This is a genomic window from Psychrobacter sp. TB67 (assembly GCF_000511065.1).
GTDB classification, from domain to species: domain Bacteria; phylum Pseudomonadota; class Gammaproteobacteria; order Pseudomonadales; family Moraxellaceae; genus Psychrobacter; species Psychrobacter okhotskensis.
Genome location: NZ_AYYA01000004.1, coordinates 146,505 through 164,107 on the forward strand (window position 1 = coordinate 146,505; position 17,603 = coordinate 164,107).

General features: G+C 44.4%; 14 protein-coding genes and 2 tRNA genes. 13 read left to right on the forward strand and 3 right to left on the reverse strand.

The window, feature by feature from the left end:
- The first annotated feature begins 101 nt into the window (after positions 1 to 101).
- The 3 genes from W293_RS0100625 (at position 102) to W293_RS0100635 (ending at position 1,663) form a co-directional block, all read left to right on the forward strand.
- Positions 102 to 177, forward strand: a tRNA-Asn gene (locus W293_RS0100625).
- A 181-nt stretch (positions 178 to 358) separates the two neighbouring features.
- Entirely contained in the window at positions 359 to 688 is a 330-nt protein-coding gene (locus tag W293_RS0100630; RefSeq protein ID WP_025650606.1) for a hypothetical protein, read from the forward strand.
- A gap of 222 nt (positions 689 to 910) precedes the next feature.
- A complete protein-coding gene (locus tag W293_RS0100635; RefSeq protein WP_025650607.1) occupies positions 911 to 1,663 on the forward strand; it encodes a hypothetical protein in 753 nt (250 codons plus the stop codon).
- Positions 1,664 to 1,740: 77 nt separating this feature from the next.
- Here the strand turns inward: W293_RS0100635 and W293_RS0100640 are convergent.
- From W293_RS0100640 to W293_RS0100650, 3 genes are all read right to left on the reverse strand, one after another.
- Positions 1,741 to 1,831, reverse strand: a tRNA-Ser gene (locus W293_RS0100640).
- 155 nt (positions 1,832 to 1,986) lie between these two features.
- Entirely contained in the window at positions 1,987 to 3,150 is a 1,164-nt protein-coding gene (locus W293_RS0100645) for a type I glyceraldehyde-3-phosphate dehydrogenase (protein WP_037026334.1), read from the reverse strand.
- 169 nt (positions 3,151 to 3,319) lie between these two features.
- Positions 3,320 to 5,251 (reverse strand): AAA family ATPase, encoded by a 1,932-nt coding sequence (locus tag W293_RS0100650; RefSeq protein ID WP_025650609.1) that lies wholly within the window; start codon positions 5,249 to 5,251, stop codon positions 3,320 to 3,322.
- A 341-nt stretch (positions 5,252 to 5,592) separates the two neighbouring features.
- Here W293_RS0100650 and W293_RS0100655 point away from each other — a divergent pair, with 341 nt between their 5' ends.
- From W293_RS0100655 to W293_RS15845, 10 genes are all read left to right on the forward strand, one after another.
- Positions 5,593 to 7,119, forward strand: coding sequence for an aldehyde dehydrogenase family protein (locus tag W293_RS0100655; RefSeq protein ID WP_025650610.1), 1,527 nt, complete (start codon positions 5,593 to 5,595; stop codon positions 7,117 to 7,119).
- A 96-nt stretch (positions 7,120 to 7,215) separates the two neighbouring features.
- A complete protein-coding gene (gene adhP, locus W293_RS0100660) occupies positions 7,216 to 8,244 on the forward strand; it encodes an alcohol dehydrogenase AdhP (protein ID WP_025650611.1) in 1,029 nt (342 codons plus the stop codon).
- A 343-nt stretch (positions 8,245 to 8,587) separates the two neighbouring features.
- Entirely contained in the window at positions 8,588 to 8,914 is a 327-nt protein-coding gene (locus W293_RS0100665; RefSeq protein ID WP_025650612.1) for a DUF779 domain-containing protein, read from the forward strand.
- A gap of 194 nt (positions 8,915 to 9,108) precedes the next feature.
- Positions 9,109 to 10,752 carry a GMC family oxidoreductase gene (locus tag W293_RS0100670; RefSeq protein ID WP_025650613.1) on the forward strand — a complete coding sequence of 548 codons (1,644 nt, stop codon included), beginning with the start codon at positions 9,109 to 9,111 and terminating at the stop codon, positions 10,750 to 10,752.
- Between the two features lie 582 nt (positions 10,753 to 11,334).
- A complete protein-coding gene (locus W293_RS17470) occupies positions 11,335 to 11,616 on the forward strand; it encodes a hypothetical protein (RefSeq protein ID WP_240990810.1) in 282 nt (93 codons plus the stop codon).
- A gap of 3 nt (positions 11,617 to 11,619) precedes the next feature.
- Entirely contained in the window at positions 11,620 to 12,975 is a 1,356-nt protein-coding gene (locus tag W293_RS15840) for an ABC transporter substrate-binding protein (protein WP_264673004.1), read from the forward strand.
- Between the two features lie 220 nt (positions 12,976 to 13,195).
- Entirely contained in the window at positions 13,196 to 14,212 is a 1,017-nt protein-coding gene (locus W293_RS0100680; protein ID WP_025650614.1) for an ABC transporter permease, read from the forward strand.
- A gap of 151 nt (positions 14,213 to 14,363) precedes the next feature.
- On the forward strand, positions 14,364 to 15,278 hold the full coding sequence (locus tag W293_RS0100685; RefSeq protein WP_025650615.1) for an ABC transporter permease: 915 nt from the start codon (positions 14,364 to 14,366) through the stop codon (positions 15,276 to 15,278).
- A 1-nt stretch (position 15,279) separates the two neighbouring features.
- Positions 15,280 to 16,341: an ABC transporter ATP-binding protein gene (locus W293_RS0100690; protein ID WP_025650616.1), complete on the forward strand. Its 1,062-nt coding sequence runs from the start codon at positions 15,280 to 15,282 to the stop codon at positions 16,339 to 16,341.
- 60 nt (positions 16,342 to 16,401) lie between these two features.
- Positions 16,402 to 17,591 (forward strand): IS3 family transposase gene (locus tag W293_RS15845; protein ID WP_101210725.1). Its coding sequence is split into 2 segments (ribosomal slippage): positions 16,402 to 16,660 and positions 16,660 to 17,591, totalling 1,191 coding nucleotides; the frame shifts between segments, so codons are not numbered across the junction.
- Positions 17,592 to 17,603 lie beyond the last annotated feature (12 nt).

Genomic DNA, 17,603 nt, shown 5'->3' on the forward strand with positions numbered 1-17,603 from the left:
TGACAGCCTATAACTACTTGGCTAAAATGTGCTCCTCTTAACGCAAACAAGCAATGCTTTTTAGCATCATGTTTGTTGAACTTGTCGTTATGACCGCTTATTCTCCAATAGCTCAGTTGGTAGAGCAACGGACTGTTAATCCGTGTGTCCCTGGTTCGAGCCCAGGTTGGAGAGCCATATACTAAAAACCTTCATCATTATTTGATGAAGGTTTTTTTATGTTGCCCGTTTTATGGTAATAATATTAGCACTGCCGTGGTGTTCTTTTAGGCGTTTTTGTTGTATGGTAAGGATAGTTTGATTGAGTCAGTTTTCGTCTGAGTGCTTTACTCCTACTCACTAAAAGTAATGGTTTATTATGATACCTGTACGTATAAAAAATAAGTTTTCTGATCATCCGCAAAAAATCATGCGTCCGGTCAGTATTCGCTTGTCTGAAGAAATGATTGAGCTGTTAGAAGCGACCTCATCGGAGTTGGGATTTAAACGTATCCAAGGACTGATTCGTCTATATATTCGTCAAGGTCTAGACCGTGACCATCAAGATTATACCTTAGCGCATGACGAAGTATTTATCGAGACCTTGCGTAAGCGCGGTGTCAGTCAACGCATCATCGATGAAGCCATTGTGGTAACCCATAATAACAATATCACTCACCCATTGTCTGAGCTGCAAAACGACGACTAAGCGCGTGACTCTTAACCGTTAAAGTTTACTGATTTCCAAAAAAAGACTGAGTCTGCTTAATAGCGCTCAGTCTTTTTTTGGCTTTGATAAATCCCTATTTTTCTGTCTGTGAATTTGAATACAGTCATTAGCCATAATTCAACACAAAAGACAATTAAACGAGGTATATTAATAATAGTCATTATTCATTGTTATTCATTATGGCCGACAAGGAGGTACACAATGAGTGAGTTACATCAGTATTTCAGCAAAGCCTTTTTATGCACTTGGCTATTAGCACTGCCTTTAACACTGTCTTTAACATTGCCACTCGCTGGGTGCTCAGCGCCGCAAGCGGATCCCAGTAAAAAAACCATTCCGACCAACTCTGACCAATGGCAAAAGAAACTTGGAGCGACTTTTGAGGAGCTACCAAAGTCCGACCAACAACTGCTGAGCCGCTATATGCTACGTATGAAGTTGAGCGGCGCTTATGAATCAGGTGCTATGCCGCGTATTACTATCAAGCAAGCGCTGATACAACAACGTGAATACGAGCGCTTACATCCCAATAATCCAACTGGTAAAAAAAGTCCTATTATTAAAAGTCAGCAAGCTGCATCAGCCAATGCACAGAACTATCCGGTTGCCCTATTACCTGTCAAAACCAGTGATAGCGACAGCTTAAACCAAGTAAAACTACAATTTATGCTCTCAAATCATGGCAAGGTTGCTATTCAAAGTTTCAAAGGCACATTGACCATGCAAGATGCAAAACTGGAAAAAGGTAAACGCTTCAACATACCGCTCACACAATTCGAGCCAGCTATAAAGCCTGAACAATCTGGCAAGATAATTATCGAGAGTAGTATTGAGGACATCAACGTCATGCGCGCTATCAGAAACGCCCACGACGTGACGATAAATATTAGCAAAGGCATGCTAGTTTTAGAAGACGGACAACGAGTTGAATTTGATGAGTCATTAATGAAGTAAATGAACTCATTCAAGCTGCTAAAAAACATCTATAAAAAAAGCCCCAATCAATTACTGATTGGGGCTTTTTTCGAATTTGGCGGAGACGGAGAGATTCGAACTCTCGAAGGGCTATGAACCCTTGTCGGTTTTCAAGACCGGTGCATTCAACCGCTCTGCCACGTCTCCATTGGTGCATCATTATATAGATATCATCTCATAATGCAAGCGATTCATATTAAAAAAATGAAATTAATTTGCCGATGGTTTTAAATCAATGACTTACCGTTTGCTCGCAACTCTTTAATCAGCTTTTCAGCTTAACCTATTCACTTGAAGCCGTTTTATTTGCTCGAAGCTAAATGTAAGCACATATCAAGCAACCTGTTGGCATAGCCCCATTCGTTATCATACCACGCAAAAACTTTATACTGGTCGCCTACGTGCATAAGCTGTTGCCCATCAATAATCAGTGACTCCGTTTGATGAATAAAGTCACTTGAGACCAATGGCTCATCGGTATAGGCCATGATATCGAGTAAGCAACCTATGCTAGCCGTTTTAAGCACATCACGAATCTCTTCTATACTGACATCTGGAGTATCAAAGACAAAGGTGACATCAATAGCGGCAACATCGATGGTCGGCACTCTGATTGAATGTCCATTTATTTTACCAACCATCGCTGGCAACACCCGTTCTGTCGCAGCGATACTACTAGAAGTAGTTGGGATAATATTATGACCGGACGCACGCGCGCGCCTTGGATCGCGATGGGCTTGATCCAGCACCGTCTGGTCAGCTGTGACCGCATGGATCTCAGTCATCATCGCTGACTTGACGCCAAACACTTTATCAAGGGTATCAATCAGCGGCACCAACGCCTGCGTGGTACAAGAGACGCTCGATATAATCGGCAGCTCACGCGTGAGCTCCTCGGTATTAACGCCCATGACGATACAAGCATCGACATCATCAAAGGGTGCAGCACTGATAATGACTTGCTTGGCGCCAGCTTCGATGTGCAATTGCGCTTGGGCGTAAGAGCGAAAATGACCCGTACACTCAAGCACGATATCAACCCCCAGTTCCTGCCAAGGTAGCTTTTGTGGATCAGGTTCTGAGAGCAAGTTAATACAATAGGTATGATTGTTTTTTGTCAGGCAAAGCTGACTTTTACTATTATCATCAACTGCCCCAGTTCCAGCTACAATTTCAGCACTAACGCCCAGTCGACTTAAACGACCATGGGTACTGTCAAATTTTAATAAATGCAATAAAATATCGGCGGCGGCTAAGTCATTAATCGCGACCACATGAATGGCTCGACCCAACACTTCAAAGCGCTCTAGCAACGCACGCAATATATTACGCCCTATACGACCAAAGCCGTTAATAGCGACTCTAAGTGGCTGCGTATGCTCACTGGTGGCATAAAACGTCGCTGCTACTGCGTCAGACGTCAATTGATAAGTGGCGCTAGAAAAATTAGGCGTAACATCAGACATAAAAGGGTATCGCTATAAAGGAAGGTATATAAGTTAAGCGCTGCACATTCAATGCTCTAGAAAAACCAACATATTCATACGTATGATGATTGGTTTTAATATATGACTTAATAAATAAATGGCTGAATCAATAAATTGTTTAATAACTTGATTATTGGCTAATTGCTCGCTATGGCGTGATAAAAATCAGAGCCAAACGAATGGTATTGTAATCGATGCTTTGCTTAAGATGGTCAAAGATTGGGCGCAGCTTAATGCTGCCATCATCATTAAAGTCGTTCGGATTATTAGCGACTTTAATCGCCACATAAGCATTACCTACCGCTGTCATCACCTCGGCATCGGGACGCAGATGATCACAGGCGAGGCTTGGGTCTTGAGATTTTAACTCACCGATATGGCGCATAATGGTCGATTGCGACAACTGACGCGCTTGCGAGATTTCCGCAATTGACAAACTCTCTTCTAATAAGATTCGGGTCGCTAGCAAGGTGCTTTCTGACTTATCAGAGATTTGATTGCCCAGCTTCTGTTTTTTATCTATTTGCGCTTGCTGTTGCTCGCGGCGCTTCTTCTGCAAATTGGCATAAGCATCAATCACTGACTTACTTAGCGTACCGCCCGATTTTAAAATAAACTTCTCATGTGCCTGCGTCATGCTCTCTTCATCAAGCATCGCATAATTGGCATCAGCCTCATCAGACAATGCCAAAAAGCGTTTGTCTGCACCGCGTGCCAATGGATCAAGCTGCAAACTCATGTCATTCATACCGAGCAGTTGCAGCCCTGCCAGCGATTTTAATCGTGATAATGCCACATAACCTTGGCCAAGCTCAAAGGTGCGCGACAAGTCAATCTCCGCCGCATCAAGGGTCATACCTTGCGATTTATGAATGGTAATCGCCCAAGCTAAGCATAATGGTACTTGCTCATAGCTTGCCAGCACGTCACCAGTCTCATCTTCGATAATCCATTCTTCCGGCTCAGCAATGACTTCACGACCAGAATTTAGCCGAACCACAGGCATTTTTTGCGTGCTTGGCTTTTTAACTTTTGGTTTATCTTTGTCTTTGGTAGTCTTTTTACCTTTGCCTTTTATATTCTTATCAGCATCATTTTCAGTGCTTTCACTATCGTCTTCTATCAAATCATCACTATTATCTTTATCATCATTAATTTTTACCGCAGCAAAACCAATCAGCTCGCCCATCGTGCCATTAGAGACTCCTAGCTCGGTATTGTTTTTAATAAACATTACCTTGGCACCGACTTTTAATACCAAATCATCTTGGGTACGGACGGTCTTTTTCAGAGTCTCAACCAGTTTACTATCACCAGTAAATGTGGCTTCAAAGCGCATCATCTCGCCATCTAATGCGGCAAGTTCTTTATCATTGATGCTATTAACGTTGAGATTATGGGTATACAAACGGGTACGTTTGATATCGACGTTTTGATCAAAGGTGGCCTCTAAGGCAGCAATCGCCTCAAAAGTCACTTCTTGACGGCGAATTTGATTGAGGATATCGTCCAAATCAAGTCCGCCATTCGCCGCTTCGCTTACTTGACGATGTTGCTCAGACAAGTAGCAAATATGGAACTTAGCATCAAGCCATGCTTCAGACATAAAGGCAAATTTTTCACGATTGGTCTCGCCCTTACTACCAATCGGTGGCAGCTGAAAAAAGTCGCCGGCGACGACGACTTGAATACCACCAAACGCTGCATCATTTTTGCGTACATGCTTAAGCACTTGGCTGACCAAATTAATCTGCTTGGCGTGCAGCATCGATATCTCATCGATAATCAATACCGCAGTATCTTTTAATCTATCTGCCAAAAACTGCTTGCGCGATAGATTGCTTAAATCACGATCAGTCAGCTCATCCTTGATACCAATGCCCGACCAACTATGAATGGTCGTACCGTTCATGTGCGTGGCAGCAATCCCAGTACTGGCAGTGACCGCCACTGGCACACGGCGTGCGCGTAGATAATCGATGTATTGATTGAGTGTATAGGTCTTACCTGAACCTGCTGAGCCAGTCAAAAAGACATTTTGACCTGTTTTTAGGATATCAAGAGCAGAAGATTGACGCATATATTCAAACCAACCAATAACTTAGAAGAAAAAGAAAAGAGAGCAGCCATCAGCAATTTTATAAATGCCGTAGCCTAAAATATTGGCAATAATTATAACAGCTACATCCACTTTACGAACCCTTTTAACTGACACATTTTCCATAACTAAATTTTATGAGTTAATTCATTAGCTATTATTAAATGTGAGTATAAATCTGCTCAAAATTTGAGTAGTATGAAGTGAGAACTTGATCAGGAAGATTCGGTGGCGATGAGATAAGCATTTATTTTACACGATGATGTAATAAATAATTGCTTATATATGACTTGCCTCATACATAAAACAACAAGGAGCAGTTAATGTTATATCCCTATCCAAACACAGAAAAAAGCCAAGTCCAATTCCGCGAAAAATATGACAACTTTATCAATGGTGAATGGGTTGCACCTGTTGATGGGGAATACTTTGACAACACCAGTCCCATAGATGGCAAAGTCATTTGCCAAGTTGCCCGCTCAAAAGAAGCTGACATCGAAAAAGCCCTAGATGCGGCTCACGCTGCCAAAGATGCGTGGGGCAAAACCAGCGTGACAGAACGCGCCAATATCCTCCTCAAAATCGCTGACAAAATGGAAGCCAATCTTGAGTCTATCGCCATTGCTGAATGTTATGAAAACGGCAAACCGGTGCGTGAGACACTCGCAGCAGACATCCCGCTAGCCGTTGACCATTTCCGTTATTTCGCCAGTGCCATTCGCGCTCAAGAAGGCGGCATCAGCCAAATCGATGACGATACCGTTGCCTATCATTTCCATGAGCCACTAGGCGTTGTTGGTCAGATTATCCCTTGGAACTTCCCTATCCTAATGGCCGTGTGGAAACTGGCTCCTGCGCTTGCTGCGGGTAACTGTGTGGTTCTCAAACCTGCTGAGCAAACCCCTGCCTCTATTCTCTATATGTTAGAGATTATCGGTGCGGCTGACCTGTTACCTAAAGGCGTATTAAACGTCGTCAATGGCTTTGGTGTCGAAGCTGGTAAGCCGTTAGCTTCTAACCCTCGTATCAATAAAGTGGCCTTTACGGGTGAGACCACAACCGGTCGCCTCATCATGCAGTATGCCAGTGAAAACATCATTCCTGTGACCTTGGAGCTGGGCGGTAAGAGTCCAAACATCTTCTTCGCTGATATCATGGATGAAGACGATGACTTCTTGGACAAAGCGGTTGAAGGCCTAGTGATGTTTGCGCTGAACCAAGGTGAAGTCTGTACCTGCCCATCACGTGCACTGGTACATGAGAGTATCTATGATGAATTTATCAAACGCTGTATCGCCCGTGTTGAAGCCATCAAAATGGGCAATCCATTAGATACGGAGACGATGATTGGGGCACAAGCAAGCTCAGATCAATTAGAGAAGATCCTATCTTATCTAGATATCGGTAAACAAGAAGGCGCTAAAGTATTGGTCGGTGGCGAGAGAGCCACACACGACGGTGATCTGGGTGATGGCTATTACGTGCAGCCGACTATCTTTGAGGGCACTAATGACATGCGCGTGTTCCAAGAGGAAATCTTTGGACCGGTGCTTGCGGTAACGACTTTTAAAGATGACGAAGATGCGATGAGAATTGCCAACGATACGTTATATGGTCTGGGTGCTGGTATTTGGACGCGTAGTGTACATAAGGCATATCGCTTCGGACGTGGTATTCAGGCGGGTCGCGTATGGACGAACTGCTATCACATCTATCCGTCGCATTCTGCATTCGGTGGTTATAAACAGTCTGGTATCGGCCGTGAAAACCATTTGATGATGCTTGATCATTATCAACAAACCAAGAACATGCTGGTGTCTTACGATCCTAAAAAAATGGGGTTCTTTTAAGCCCCAGTTCGAAGCACTTTGCAATCGAGGTTGCAAAGTGTGTTAGGTACATTCACAGATTATTTTTATGCAGAAAATCTAACAAGGAAGAACTATATGAGCAATAAGATGAAAGCCGCCGTATTACATGAGTTTAATCAACCATTACAGATCGAAGAAGTTGATATTCCAACGCCAGGCGCGGGTGAAATCGTTGTCAAGATGCAAGCCTCCGGTGTCTGTCATACCGACTTGCATGCCATTGAAGGCGATTGGCCCGTCAAACCAAGTCCGCCATTTATCCCTGGACATGAAGGCGTTGGCCTGATTACTGCCGTTGGCGCAGGTGTGACCCATGTAAAAGAAGGCGACCGCGTTGGTGTGCCTTGGCTCTACTCTGCTTGTGGTCACTGTACCCATTGTTTAGGCGGCTGGGAAACCTTATGCGAGCGTCAACAAAACGCAGGCTATTCAGTCAATGGTAGCTTTTCAGAATACGTACTGGCCAATGCCAACTACGTCGGTATCATCCCTGAAAGTGTTGACTCGATAGAAATTGCACCCGTTTTATGCGCAGGCGTCACCGTGTACAAAGGTCTAAAAATGACCGATACCAAGCCTGGTGATTGGGTCGTTATTTCTGGTATCGGTGGTCTTGGTCATATGGCAGTACAATACGCCATTGCCATGGGACTCAACGTTGCGGCAGTCGATATCGATGACGAAAAGCTCGCATTTGCCAAAAAACTAGGCGCGACCATTACCGTTAATGCAAAAAATACCGATCCTGGCGAGTATCTAAAAGAAGAAATTGGCGGTGCCCATGGTGTGCTAGTAACAGCCGTATCTGCTATCGCGTTCGATCAAGCGTTAAGCATGGTTCGACGTGGTGGCACGGTGGTCTTTAACGGCTTACCAACCGGTGACTTCCCTGTCTCTATTTTTGATACGGTGCTCAACGGTATTACCATTCGTGGCTCCATCGTTGGTACGCGACTCGACTTACAAGAGTCGCTGGACATGGCAGCAGCAGGCAAGGTAAAAGCCACCGTTACCGCGGAGCCGTTAGAGAACATCAACGATATCTTTGAGCGTATGCGTAACGGCAAAATCGAAGGTCGCATTGTGATTGACTACAGTATGTAGTTATAGTTTATTCAGTTTAAAAGAGAGACAAGGCAACCGAGCGCAGATGTATATGTGATACCTCAAGTGAGGTTAACGCTGTAACTCTTTTATAGAGGATTGACTATATTGCTTGTGAGATTTTGATATTGTCTTAATGCTTCACACATTTAATCACAAACCATCAGTCGTATCGTTTTCATTCACATGCTATAAGTGATGTGAGTGAAAACGATACGGCTTTTTATATTCTCGCCCAATATGGGTATGAGGTTTATGCTTAATAAGACTCCTATACTTAATAAGACACTCGTACTTAATGAGACGTCTTCTACAATCATATTTTAATGATAAGGAAATCATTATGAACGTTACAGCGACAGAATCCTGCGTAGACTTGATTGAGCTACTTAAATCCAAGCACGGTGAACTGATGTTTCATCAGTCTGGTGGCTGCTGCGATGGTAGCTCGCCTATGTGTTACCCGCTAGGTGAGTTTAAGGTAGGCGGCCAAGATGTATTGGTCGGTGAGATTGCTGGTTGTCCATTTTATATGGGCAAAGCGCAGCACAAATTATGGCAAAATACGGATTTGACCATTGACGTGGTGGACGGGCGTGGCGCCAGTTTTTCGTTAGAAATACCAGAAGGTAAGCGCTTTATCGTACGTTCAAAAGTTTGCTCAATATAAATATGCTAATCGATAACACGCCCTAGGTAACATCACAGAACTTATCAATAGGCTCCTAGTGATAGTCTATTTTCTCTATCTACACGCTCTAGTCATTTTTATTTTATTATTCTGGCAAAATAATAGATACTGTAAAGCATAGCTTACTTTGAAAAGCTCGTTTTGATTGGCATGGATGCTATAAGGAAGATAAAATGGAACTTGATAAAACGTTTGATTACGTCATCGTGGGCGGTGGCTCTGCAGGCTGTGTGCTTGCCAGTCGGCTGACAGAAAATCCAGACATCAGTGTTTGTTTATTAGAATATGGCGGCGATGGTAAAGACCTCGCGGTACGCGTACCTGCTGGCTTAATTCTTTTGGTACCAGGTAAACCTCTCAAATTAAATAACTGGTGTTTTCACACCACTCCTCAAACGCATTTAAACGATCGACGCGGCTTCCAACCACGTGGACAATGTTTGGGTGGCTCATCGGCCATCAATGCTATGATTTACACCCGTGGTAGTGCGCTAGACTATGAACGCTGGGTTGAGCAAGGTTGTAAAGGTTGGGGGTTTGAAGATGTACTGCCCTACTTTATCAAAGCAGAAAACAATGTACACGGTGCCGATAAACTACACGGTGACAGCGGACCGCTGCATGTTAGTGACTTACTCAGTCCGCGCGATATCTCCAAAGCATTTGTAGAAGCGGCCGTTGCCAATGGTCTTGATCACAACTCAGATTTTAATGGTGAAAAGCAAGACGGCGCAGGATTGTATCAAGTCACCCACTTCCATGGAGAAAAGCAAGGGCAACGCTGCTCTGCCGCAGCCGCCTATCTACATCCCGTTCAAAATCGTTCGAATTTGACCGTCATTACCCATGCGCAAGCCAACCGTGTCATTATTGAAAACCATCAAGCTGTTGGCGTGGCTTACGAAAAAGACGGTGTCGAGCATCGCGTGATGGCACACCAAGAGGTCATACTATCAGGCGGTGCTTTTGGCTCCCCTAAAGTCTTAATGTTATCAGGCATTGGTCCTGCTGAGCATTTGCAGGCGCACGGTATTGAGGTCGTGGTCGATGCCCCTGAAGTCGGTGGCAATCTACAAGATCATCTGGATGTAGTTTTTGATTATGAAGTGAATACCAAAGATGTCATTGGGGTTGGCTTGGCGACTATTTCGACCTTAACCAAGAGCATACGCCAATGGAGAAAGGATGGCACTGGCCTATTGTCTACTAACTATGCAGAAGCGGGCGCGTTTTTTAGCGTCGGTGATGATCCAAAAGAATGGCCAAATACCCAATTGCACTTTGTGATCTCGCGCGTGATTAACCATGGCCGTGATATCAAACGTGGCTTCGCTGTCTCTTGTCACACCTGCTACCTACGTCCTGAGAGTCGCGGTACGGTCAGGCTGGACTCTGCCAATCCCTCAGATGCGGTATTGATTGATCCAAACTATCTATCACACCCTAAAGATGTAGAGTACATGGTAGCAGGCGCTGAGCGTACGCGCGCCATCATGCAAGAATCTCCAATGGCCGAATATATTACCGAAGACTACCCTGCCCCCTATATCGAAAAAGATGGCATGCTTGGCTATATTCGCAATAAGTCAGATACCATTTACCATCCGGTGGGCACTTGCCGCATGGGGTCAGATAATAACTCCGTAGTCGATTTAGAATTAAAAGTGCGCGGCGTCAGCGGATTACGCGTGATTGATGCGTCGGTCATGCCAACGTTGATTAGCGCCAATACCAATGCACCAACGATTATGATTGCTGAAAAAATGGCCGATCTTATCAAAGCCAAACATGAAAACGTTGAGCAAGCTGTTTCATAAGAGACAGAAGAAGGATGAGCACCTTATTACGGGTGCTCTTTTTTAAAAATCTTATCTACTAAAAACTTCATATTCAATAAAGCGAGAATAAGCTGATGGTATAAGAATGTGGCTCATATTTTTTCGTCGCTATCTTTAGGACTTATTTAGGCCATTCTATATTAGCAATCTATTTTCTGGCTTTAGAATATCTAAAAAATCGACAAGCTGCGTTAGATTGCTAAATTCACTGGCTATTAGGGTATTAGGGTATTAGGGCTTGTCCTCATTTTAAAAATAAGGACAAGCCCTAATACATTCGGAAATAAAGATATTAAAACGGTACATTTTCTATCAAAATTATCTTAGAGATGGCTTGCGTTACCACTGTTTAAAAGAGTATATTTAAACGACTTATTTATATCAGTATTTTTTGCAAACTTGAATCAAGGTTAAGGTCTGTTGAATTTTTTATCTTGTATACAAAAAAACGATATAAGCAATTGCTTTAAAGGGAATTAAAAGCACGTCAAGTACATTTATGGGTCAAAAATGACTCTATAAATATATTGGCGAATATTTATAATTACATAGGATGTAATAATGCAAAAATCACTCTTCAAATTGACCTTATTGGCGACGGTTATCTTAGGTATCAGCGCCTGTAGCGGCGACAACAAAACTACAGATGACTCTGCTGCCAGCTCAGACGCTAAAGCCGCGAAAACCCTACTTTATTGTTCAGAAGGCAGCCCTGCTGGCTTTGATCCCGCACAGTACACCGCAGGTACTGATTTTGATGCGAGCGCCTATCCTATCTATAATGGCTTGGTGGAATTCAAAAGAGATGGCACTGAGATTCAGCCAGCCTTAGCCGAAAGCTAGGATATTAGTGAAGATGGCAAGACTTATACCTTTAATCTGCGCAAAGGCGTCAAATTCGGTAAAACCGATTACTTTACCCCAACCCGCGATTTTAACGCGGACGACGTGGTCTTTACGCTAGAACGTATCACCAATCCTGATTTTGAATTTAATAAAGCCTATCCTGCTGAGTTCCCGTATTCTGTCGGCATGGGGCTGCCTGATCTGATCTCTACTATCGAAAAGGTCGATGACAATACCGTGAAAATCACTCTCAGCGAGACCAACGCGCCGTTTTTACAAAACCTAGCGATGGCCTTTGCTTACATCGATTCTGCTGAATATGCAGACAAGTTAATGGCTGCTGGTAATGCGGCTGACATTAATACCAAACCTGTTGGTACCGGACCTTTCGTCTTTACTTCCTATCAAAAAGATGCGCAAATTCGTTATACCAAAAATCCAGATTATTGGAACAAAGACGATATTCATATCGACAATCTAGTGTTTGTCATCACCAAAGACTCGGCGGTTCGCGCGCAAAAAGTGCAAGCTGGCGAATGTCATGTGTCCGCTTATCCAAAACCTGCCGAGATTGACTCTGTTAAAAAATCCGGTAAGGCCACCGTCCTTGATCAACCCGGCTTTAACGTCGGTTATGTCGGCTACAACGTTGAAAAACCAAAGCTTAGCGACCTTAAAGTTCGTCAAGCATTAGATATGGCCATCAACAAAGACGCTATTATTAACGCCGTTTATCAAAGCGAAGGGCTTAAAGCCACCAACCCTATGCCACCAACACAATGGGGTTATGATAAATCGATCAAAGACGCGCCTTATGACGTCGAAAAAGCCAAGTCCCTTATGAAAGAAGCAGGTGCAGATAAGCTTGCCATCAATCTCTGGTATATGCCCGTTCAGCGCCCTTACAATCCAAATGCCAAACTCATGGCGGAAATGCTACAAGCAGATTGGGCGAAGATTGGTGTTAATGCCAAGCTGGTCACTTACGAGTGGGGCGAGTATCTAAATCGCGCCGCTAAAGGCGAGCACGATGTTATTTTAGCAGGCTGGACAGGTGATAATGGTGACCCTGATAACTGGCTTGGTACATTGTTATCTTGTGATGCGGTCGGTGGCAATAACTACTCGCGCTGGTGTAATAAAGACTTTGACACTTTGGTGACTAATGCCCGTCAGATTACCAATCAAGATGATCGCGTCAATGACTATGTAAAAGCTCAGCAGATATTTAAAGAGCAACTGCCATGGACGACGATGGCGCATTCGGTGGTAACGGTATTCACCGCACCAAACGTCGTCGATTATAAAATTAGTCCACTTGGCTCAATACGCTTCGATGGTGTAAAAGTTGAATAATCTTAACTGATGAAGTCCGGTATGACATACACGATTGTTTAATTGGTATTCGGCTGGGTCAGATACTCTGCTCCAGCCTTATTTATATAAATTAAGCACTCTGTTAAGCAACCGCTTTGTTAAGCATGCTGTCACCAACACTCTCATCATTATCAACATTCTAGTCATCAACTTAGAGTTATTAAACCATAACTATTGAACCACAACTATTGAGCAGCCCATGCTACTTTATATTTTGCGTCGCATTGCCATTCTCATTCCTGTCTATCTTGGCTTAACGCTATCGACATTTACCCTGATTCGGCTCGTCCCCGGAGACGCCGTCGAGATTATGATGGGTGAGCGTATGGTCGATCCAGAGCTCCATGCTCGTGCCTTAGAAAGACTAGGATTAGACAAACCCCTCATCGTTCAATATTGGGATTATTTAACCGGTATCTTGACCGGTGATTTTGGTCAGTCCTTTCGTACCCGTACTCCAGTATTACAAGACTTCTTTGCCCATTTTGTGCCAACCTTAGAGCTGGCGGTATGCGCCATTGTTATTGCCAGTGTCATTGGGGTCAGCTTAGGTATCTTTGCCGCGCTGCGCCGTGGCACGTGGATTGATTACACTCTGATGTCAGGTGCGCTGGCAGGATACTCAATGCCCATCTATTTATTAGGACCTATCCTAACCGGTATATTCGCCCACTATCTAGGCCTATTACCCGTCGCCGGTGTCATATCTGTCGCGCAGTTTTTGGACGTCAAACCTTTATATGGTTCATGGCTATTGGGTTCCTTGACTTCAGGTGAACCGGGCGCATTTTGGGACGTGGTAAAACATTTTATCTTACCGTCTATTGCCTTATCGACCATACCACTCGCGATGATTGCACGCATGACGCGCTCGGCGATGCTAGAGGTACTAGATGAAGATTATGTACGTACCGCACGCGCTAAAGGCTTATCGCCGCGCCGCGTGATATTGGTACACGTGATGCGCAATGCCTTGATTACTGTGGTGACGGTAATTGGCTTACAGATGGCAACCTTGCTCGCTGGCGCTATTATCACTGAGACTATTTTTAGTTGGCCGGGTGTTGGTAATTGGCTTACAGATGGCTTCTTTACCCGTGATTATCCTATTGTGCAAAACGGTATCTTATTGGTCGCCACCGCCTTGATTTTGGTTAGCTTATTTATTGATATTTTGTATGGTCTGATCAATCCGCGCATCAGACATACTTCTTAATTTAACATTGATAAATACTCATATTATAAATAGTGGCTATTGGTGTTTGCATGGTTTTGAGTGATTTTTTAGCAAATGCTTAATACTTATTAAGGCTAAAACTCTAAAACTTTAAATATTAGCAAAGCACTAGCCACTGTAGGAAATGCTCATGAAGCCTTCTGTTCTTCCCTCTGATCTTAAGCTGATGGCAGCGACACCGCCGTCGTCTTGGCAGTTATTTTTATCGACATTTTGCCGCAATAAAGGCGCGGTACTTGGTTTTATAGTACTGGCCTTGATGGTGATTATCGCCATACTTGCGCCCGCCCTTGCACCGCATGACCCTTATGAATTATTTACCGGTCAAGAGCAATTGCCGCCAGCGTTTTTAAGTGGCGGCGATACGATGTTTTGGCTTGGGACTGATGATGCCGGTCGAGATACCTTATCTCGGGTGATGTATGGCGCACGTTACTCGTTGTTTATCGGTCTAAGTGCGACGACCCTTGCTATGTTGGTCGGCGTCTCGCTAGGGCTTAGCGCCGCGTTTTGGCCAAAGGTTTGGGGCAAGGCGGTGATGCTAGTCAATGATATTTTGATGTCTTATCCAAGCTTACTATTGGCGATTATTATTGCGGCTATCTTAGGGCCGTCTATGACCAACACCATTATTACCATTGCCTTGGTTTGTACCCCACCTTTTATCCGTCTGACACGCGCTACCGCCATGGTAGAGCTACAACGTGAGTACTTTGTTGCCTCGCAAGTCATGGGGGCTGGCGTGCTGCGCTTATTATTTATAACTATTTTACCTAACTGTATGGCACCGCTTATCGTCCAAGCGACAATGATTTTTTCCTCTGCTATTTTAGAAGCAGGCGCAATTGGTTTCTTAGGCTTTGGCGTGCAACCACCAGATGCCGAATGGGGCGCAATGCTCGGTACAGCGCGGCAATATATTCAAAGTAATGTTTGGCTCGCTATTTGGCCGGGTGTCGCCATCTTCTTAGCTGCCTTGTCGATTAACCTGACGGGTGATGGCTTACGCGATGCGCTAGATCCCAAATTAAAGCAGGTGACCTAAGATGACTGATACCTTAGATAAAACAGCGCTTACCAATACTTCTATGAATGGCTCGTTAATAAAAGAAGCGCCACTGTTGTTAGATATTGAAAATCTTTCGGTCACTTTTGGTCAAGGCGCGCGTGCTTTTCGCGCCGTCGATGATGTATCATTAAAAATCACCCAAAGCGAAGTCATCGCCGTCGTCGGTGAATCAGGCTCGGGTAAGTCGGTCACTATGATGGCACTCATGGGACTATTGCCGCCTTCTGCGACAGTTCGTGCCAAGCGGGTGATGTTTGATAATAAAGACATGCTGAGTATGTCAGCCAAAGAAAAGCGCGGCATCATTGGTAAAGATATTTCCATGATTTTTCAAAATGCCATGTCTTGTCTAAATCCGAGCTTTACCATTGAGATGCAACTGGGTGAAGTACTGCGTAAGCATCTTGGACTGCGCGGTGCAGCGGTACAGACGCGTATCTTAGAGCTGCTCGAACTGGTTGAGATGCCGGATGCCAAAAATCGACTTAAGGTTTATCCGCATCAATTATCGGGCGGTATGAGTCAGCGGGTCATGATTGCGATGGCGATTGCTTGCGAGCCAAAACTGCTTATCGCCGATGAGCCAACCACGGCTCTTGATGTCACGGTGCAAGCACAAATTATGGATTTGCTCGGGCGCTTACAACGCGAAAAGCAAATGGCAATGGTATTAATTACCCATGACTTGGGTTTGGTCGCGCAAAACTCACGCGATGTCGCCGTTATGTATGCCGGACAAGTGGTCGAAACCAGCACAGTGCCGGAGATTTTTCAACATCCTGCCCACCCTTATACCGAAGCTTTACTGCAAGCCATCCCTGAGCTGGCTATTGGGCAAGACAGGCTCAATAGTTTGCCGGGTGTGGTACCCAGCCAATATGATCGCCCAAGCGGTTGCTTATTGTCTCCCCGCTGTCCCTATAAAGAGCCCGCTTGTGAAGTACCGCCGCCCATTTTAGATACGCCCAATGGCAAAGTGCGCTGTATTCACTCTGAATTGCCTAATTTACCTACTCGCACCTCCACCCCTCACCTGTAGTGGCATAATAAAATTGGACAGCTTCTAAGAGGTTATAATAACCCAAAGAAGGAAACTAGTATGACCAACAATCGCAATCAATATACCCGAGAATTCAAGCTTGAAGCCATCAGCTTAGTGACTGAGCATAAGCGTAAAATACCTGATGTAGCAAGCTCACTTGGCATTGGCAAATCCACCCTGCAGAAATGGCTGAGTCAGTATCGACAAGAAACGAATGGCCAAGCACCTAAAGTCGGCAACGCTTTAACGGATGAACAGCGCGAGCTACAAGAATTGCGTAAGCAGGTTAAGCGACTCACTATGGAGCGCGACATATTAAAAAAGGCTTCTGCTCTGCTGGCCTTGGACAGCCTGAACGGCTATCGCTGATAAGCAAGCTTGCAGAGCAAGACAAAAGCGTCAGTAAACGCCGACTATGTGACTTATTTGGCATCATTAAAAGCAGCTACTACTATGGCACACAGACTAAGCCTATCGATATTGAACGTGTCAAACTCAAAGCCTTGATACGTCAAATATTCAATGACTCCAAACAATCAGCTGGGGCTCGCACCATTGTCGCCATCCTGTGGAATGAGCACAGTATTAGGCTAACGCGTTACTTAGCTGCCAAGATTATGAAGCAAATGAAACTGGTCAGTTGCCAGCTCAAGACCCACAAATACAAGCACGCTGATCAGGAACATAAAACCCATGACAACCTTTTAAAACGCAGATTTAGCCCAACGGCGCCCAACCAAGTCTGGACGGGCGATGTCACTTATATTCGCATTAAAGGCGGCTGGTGTTACCTAGCCGTTGTTTTAGACCTGTACGCCCGTCGTGTGGTGGGCTTTAGTGTCTCAGACTCACCCGATAGTATTCTGACAGGTAACGCTCTGAAAATGGCGTATCAGACGAGACTCAAACCAAGTGGTGTGTTATTTCACTCAGATCAGGGCACGCATTACACCAGTAAGAAATTTGCTGAATCAATCGATGATTGCGACGGTATGACACAGAGTATGAGCCGTCGTGGAAATTGTTGGGATAACGCCCCAACTGAGCGCTTCTTTAGAAGCTTCAAAACAGAGTGGATGCCAAAGGGCGGTTATGAGAATATCGCTGAGGCTAAAAGTGCCATTAGTGATTATATCTGGGGCTACTATCAAACCGTGAGACCGCACACTTTCAACAATTATTTAACACCAGCTGAAACAGAAAGACGTTACTTTAATCAAAACCTCTTATCAGGTGTCCTAAATTAGTTGACCACTACA

Bases quoted from the DNA above. Each gene is read 5' to 3' on its own strand.
- W293_RS0100630 (WP_025650606.1), top strand. From the start codon at position 359: ATGATACCTGTACGTATAAAAAATAAGTTTTCTGATCATCCGCAAAAA.
- W293_RS0100635 (WP_025650607.1), top strand. From the start codon at position 911: ATGAGTGAGTTACATCAGTATTTCAGCAAAGCCTTTTTATGCACTTGG.
- W293_RS0100645 (WP_037026334.1), bottom strand. From the start codon at position 3,150: ATGTCTGATGTTACGCCTAATTTTTCTAGCGCCACTTATCAATTGACG.
- W293_RS0100650 (WP_025650609.1), bottom strand. From the start codon at position 5,251: ATGCGTCAATCTTCTGCTCTTGATATCCTAAAAACAGGTCAAAATGTC.
- W293_RS0100655 (WP_025650610.1), top strand. From the start codon at position 5,593: ATGTTATATCCCTATCCAAACACAGAAAAAAGCCAAGTCCAATTCCGC.
- adhP (WP_025650611.1), top strand. From the start codon at position 7,216: ATGAGCAATAAGATGAAAGCCGCCGTATTACATGAGTTTAATCAACCA.
- W293_RS0100665 (WP_025650612.1), top strand. From the start codon at position 8,588: ATGAACGTTACAGCGACAGAATCCTGCGTAGACTTGATTGAGCTACTT.
- W293_RS0100670 (WP_025650613.1), top strand. From the start codon at position 9,109: ATGGAACTTGATAAAACGTTTGATTACGTCATCGTGGGCGGTGGCTCT.
- W293_RS17470 (WP_240990810.1), top strand. From the start codon at position 11,335: ATGCAAAAATCACTCTTCAAATTGACCTTATTGGCGACGGTTATCTTA.
- W293_RS0100680 (WP_025650614.1), top strand. From the start codon at position 13,196: ATGCTACTTTATATTTTGCGTCGCATTGCCATTCTCATTCCTGTCTAT.
- W293_RS0100685 (WP_025650615.1), top strand. From the start codon at position 14,364: ATGAAGCCTTCTGTTCTTCCCTCTGATCTTAAGCTGATGGCAGCGACA.
- W293_RS0100690 (WP_025650616.1), top strand. From the start codon at position 15,280: ATGACTGATACCTTAGATAAAACAGCGCTTACCAATACTTCTATGAAT.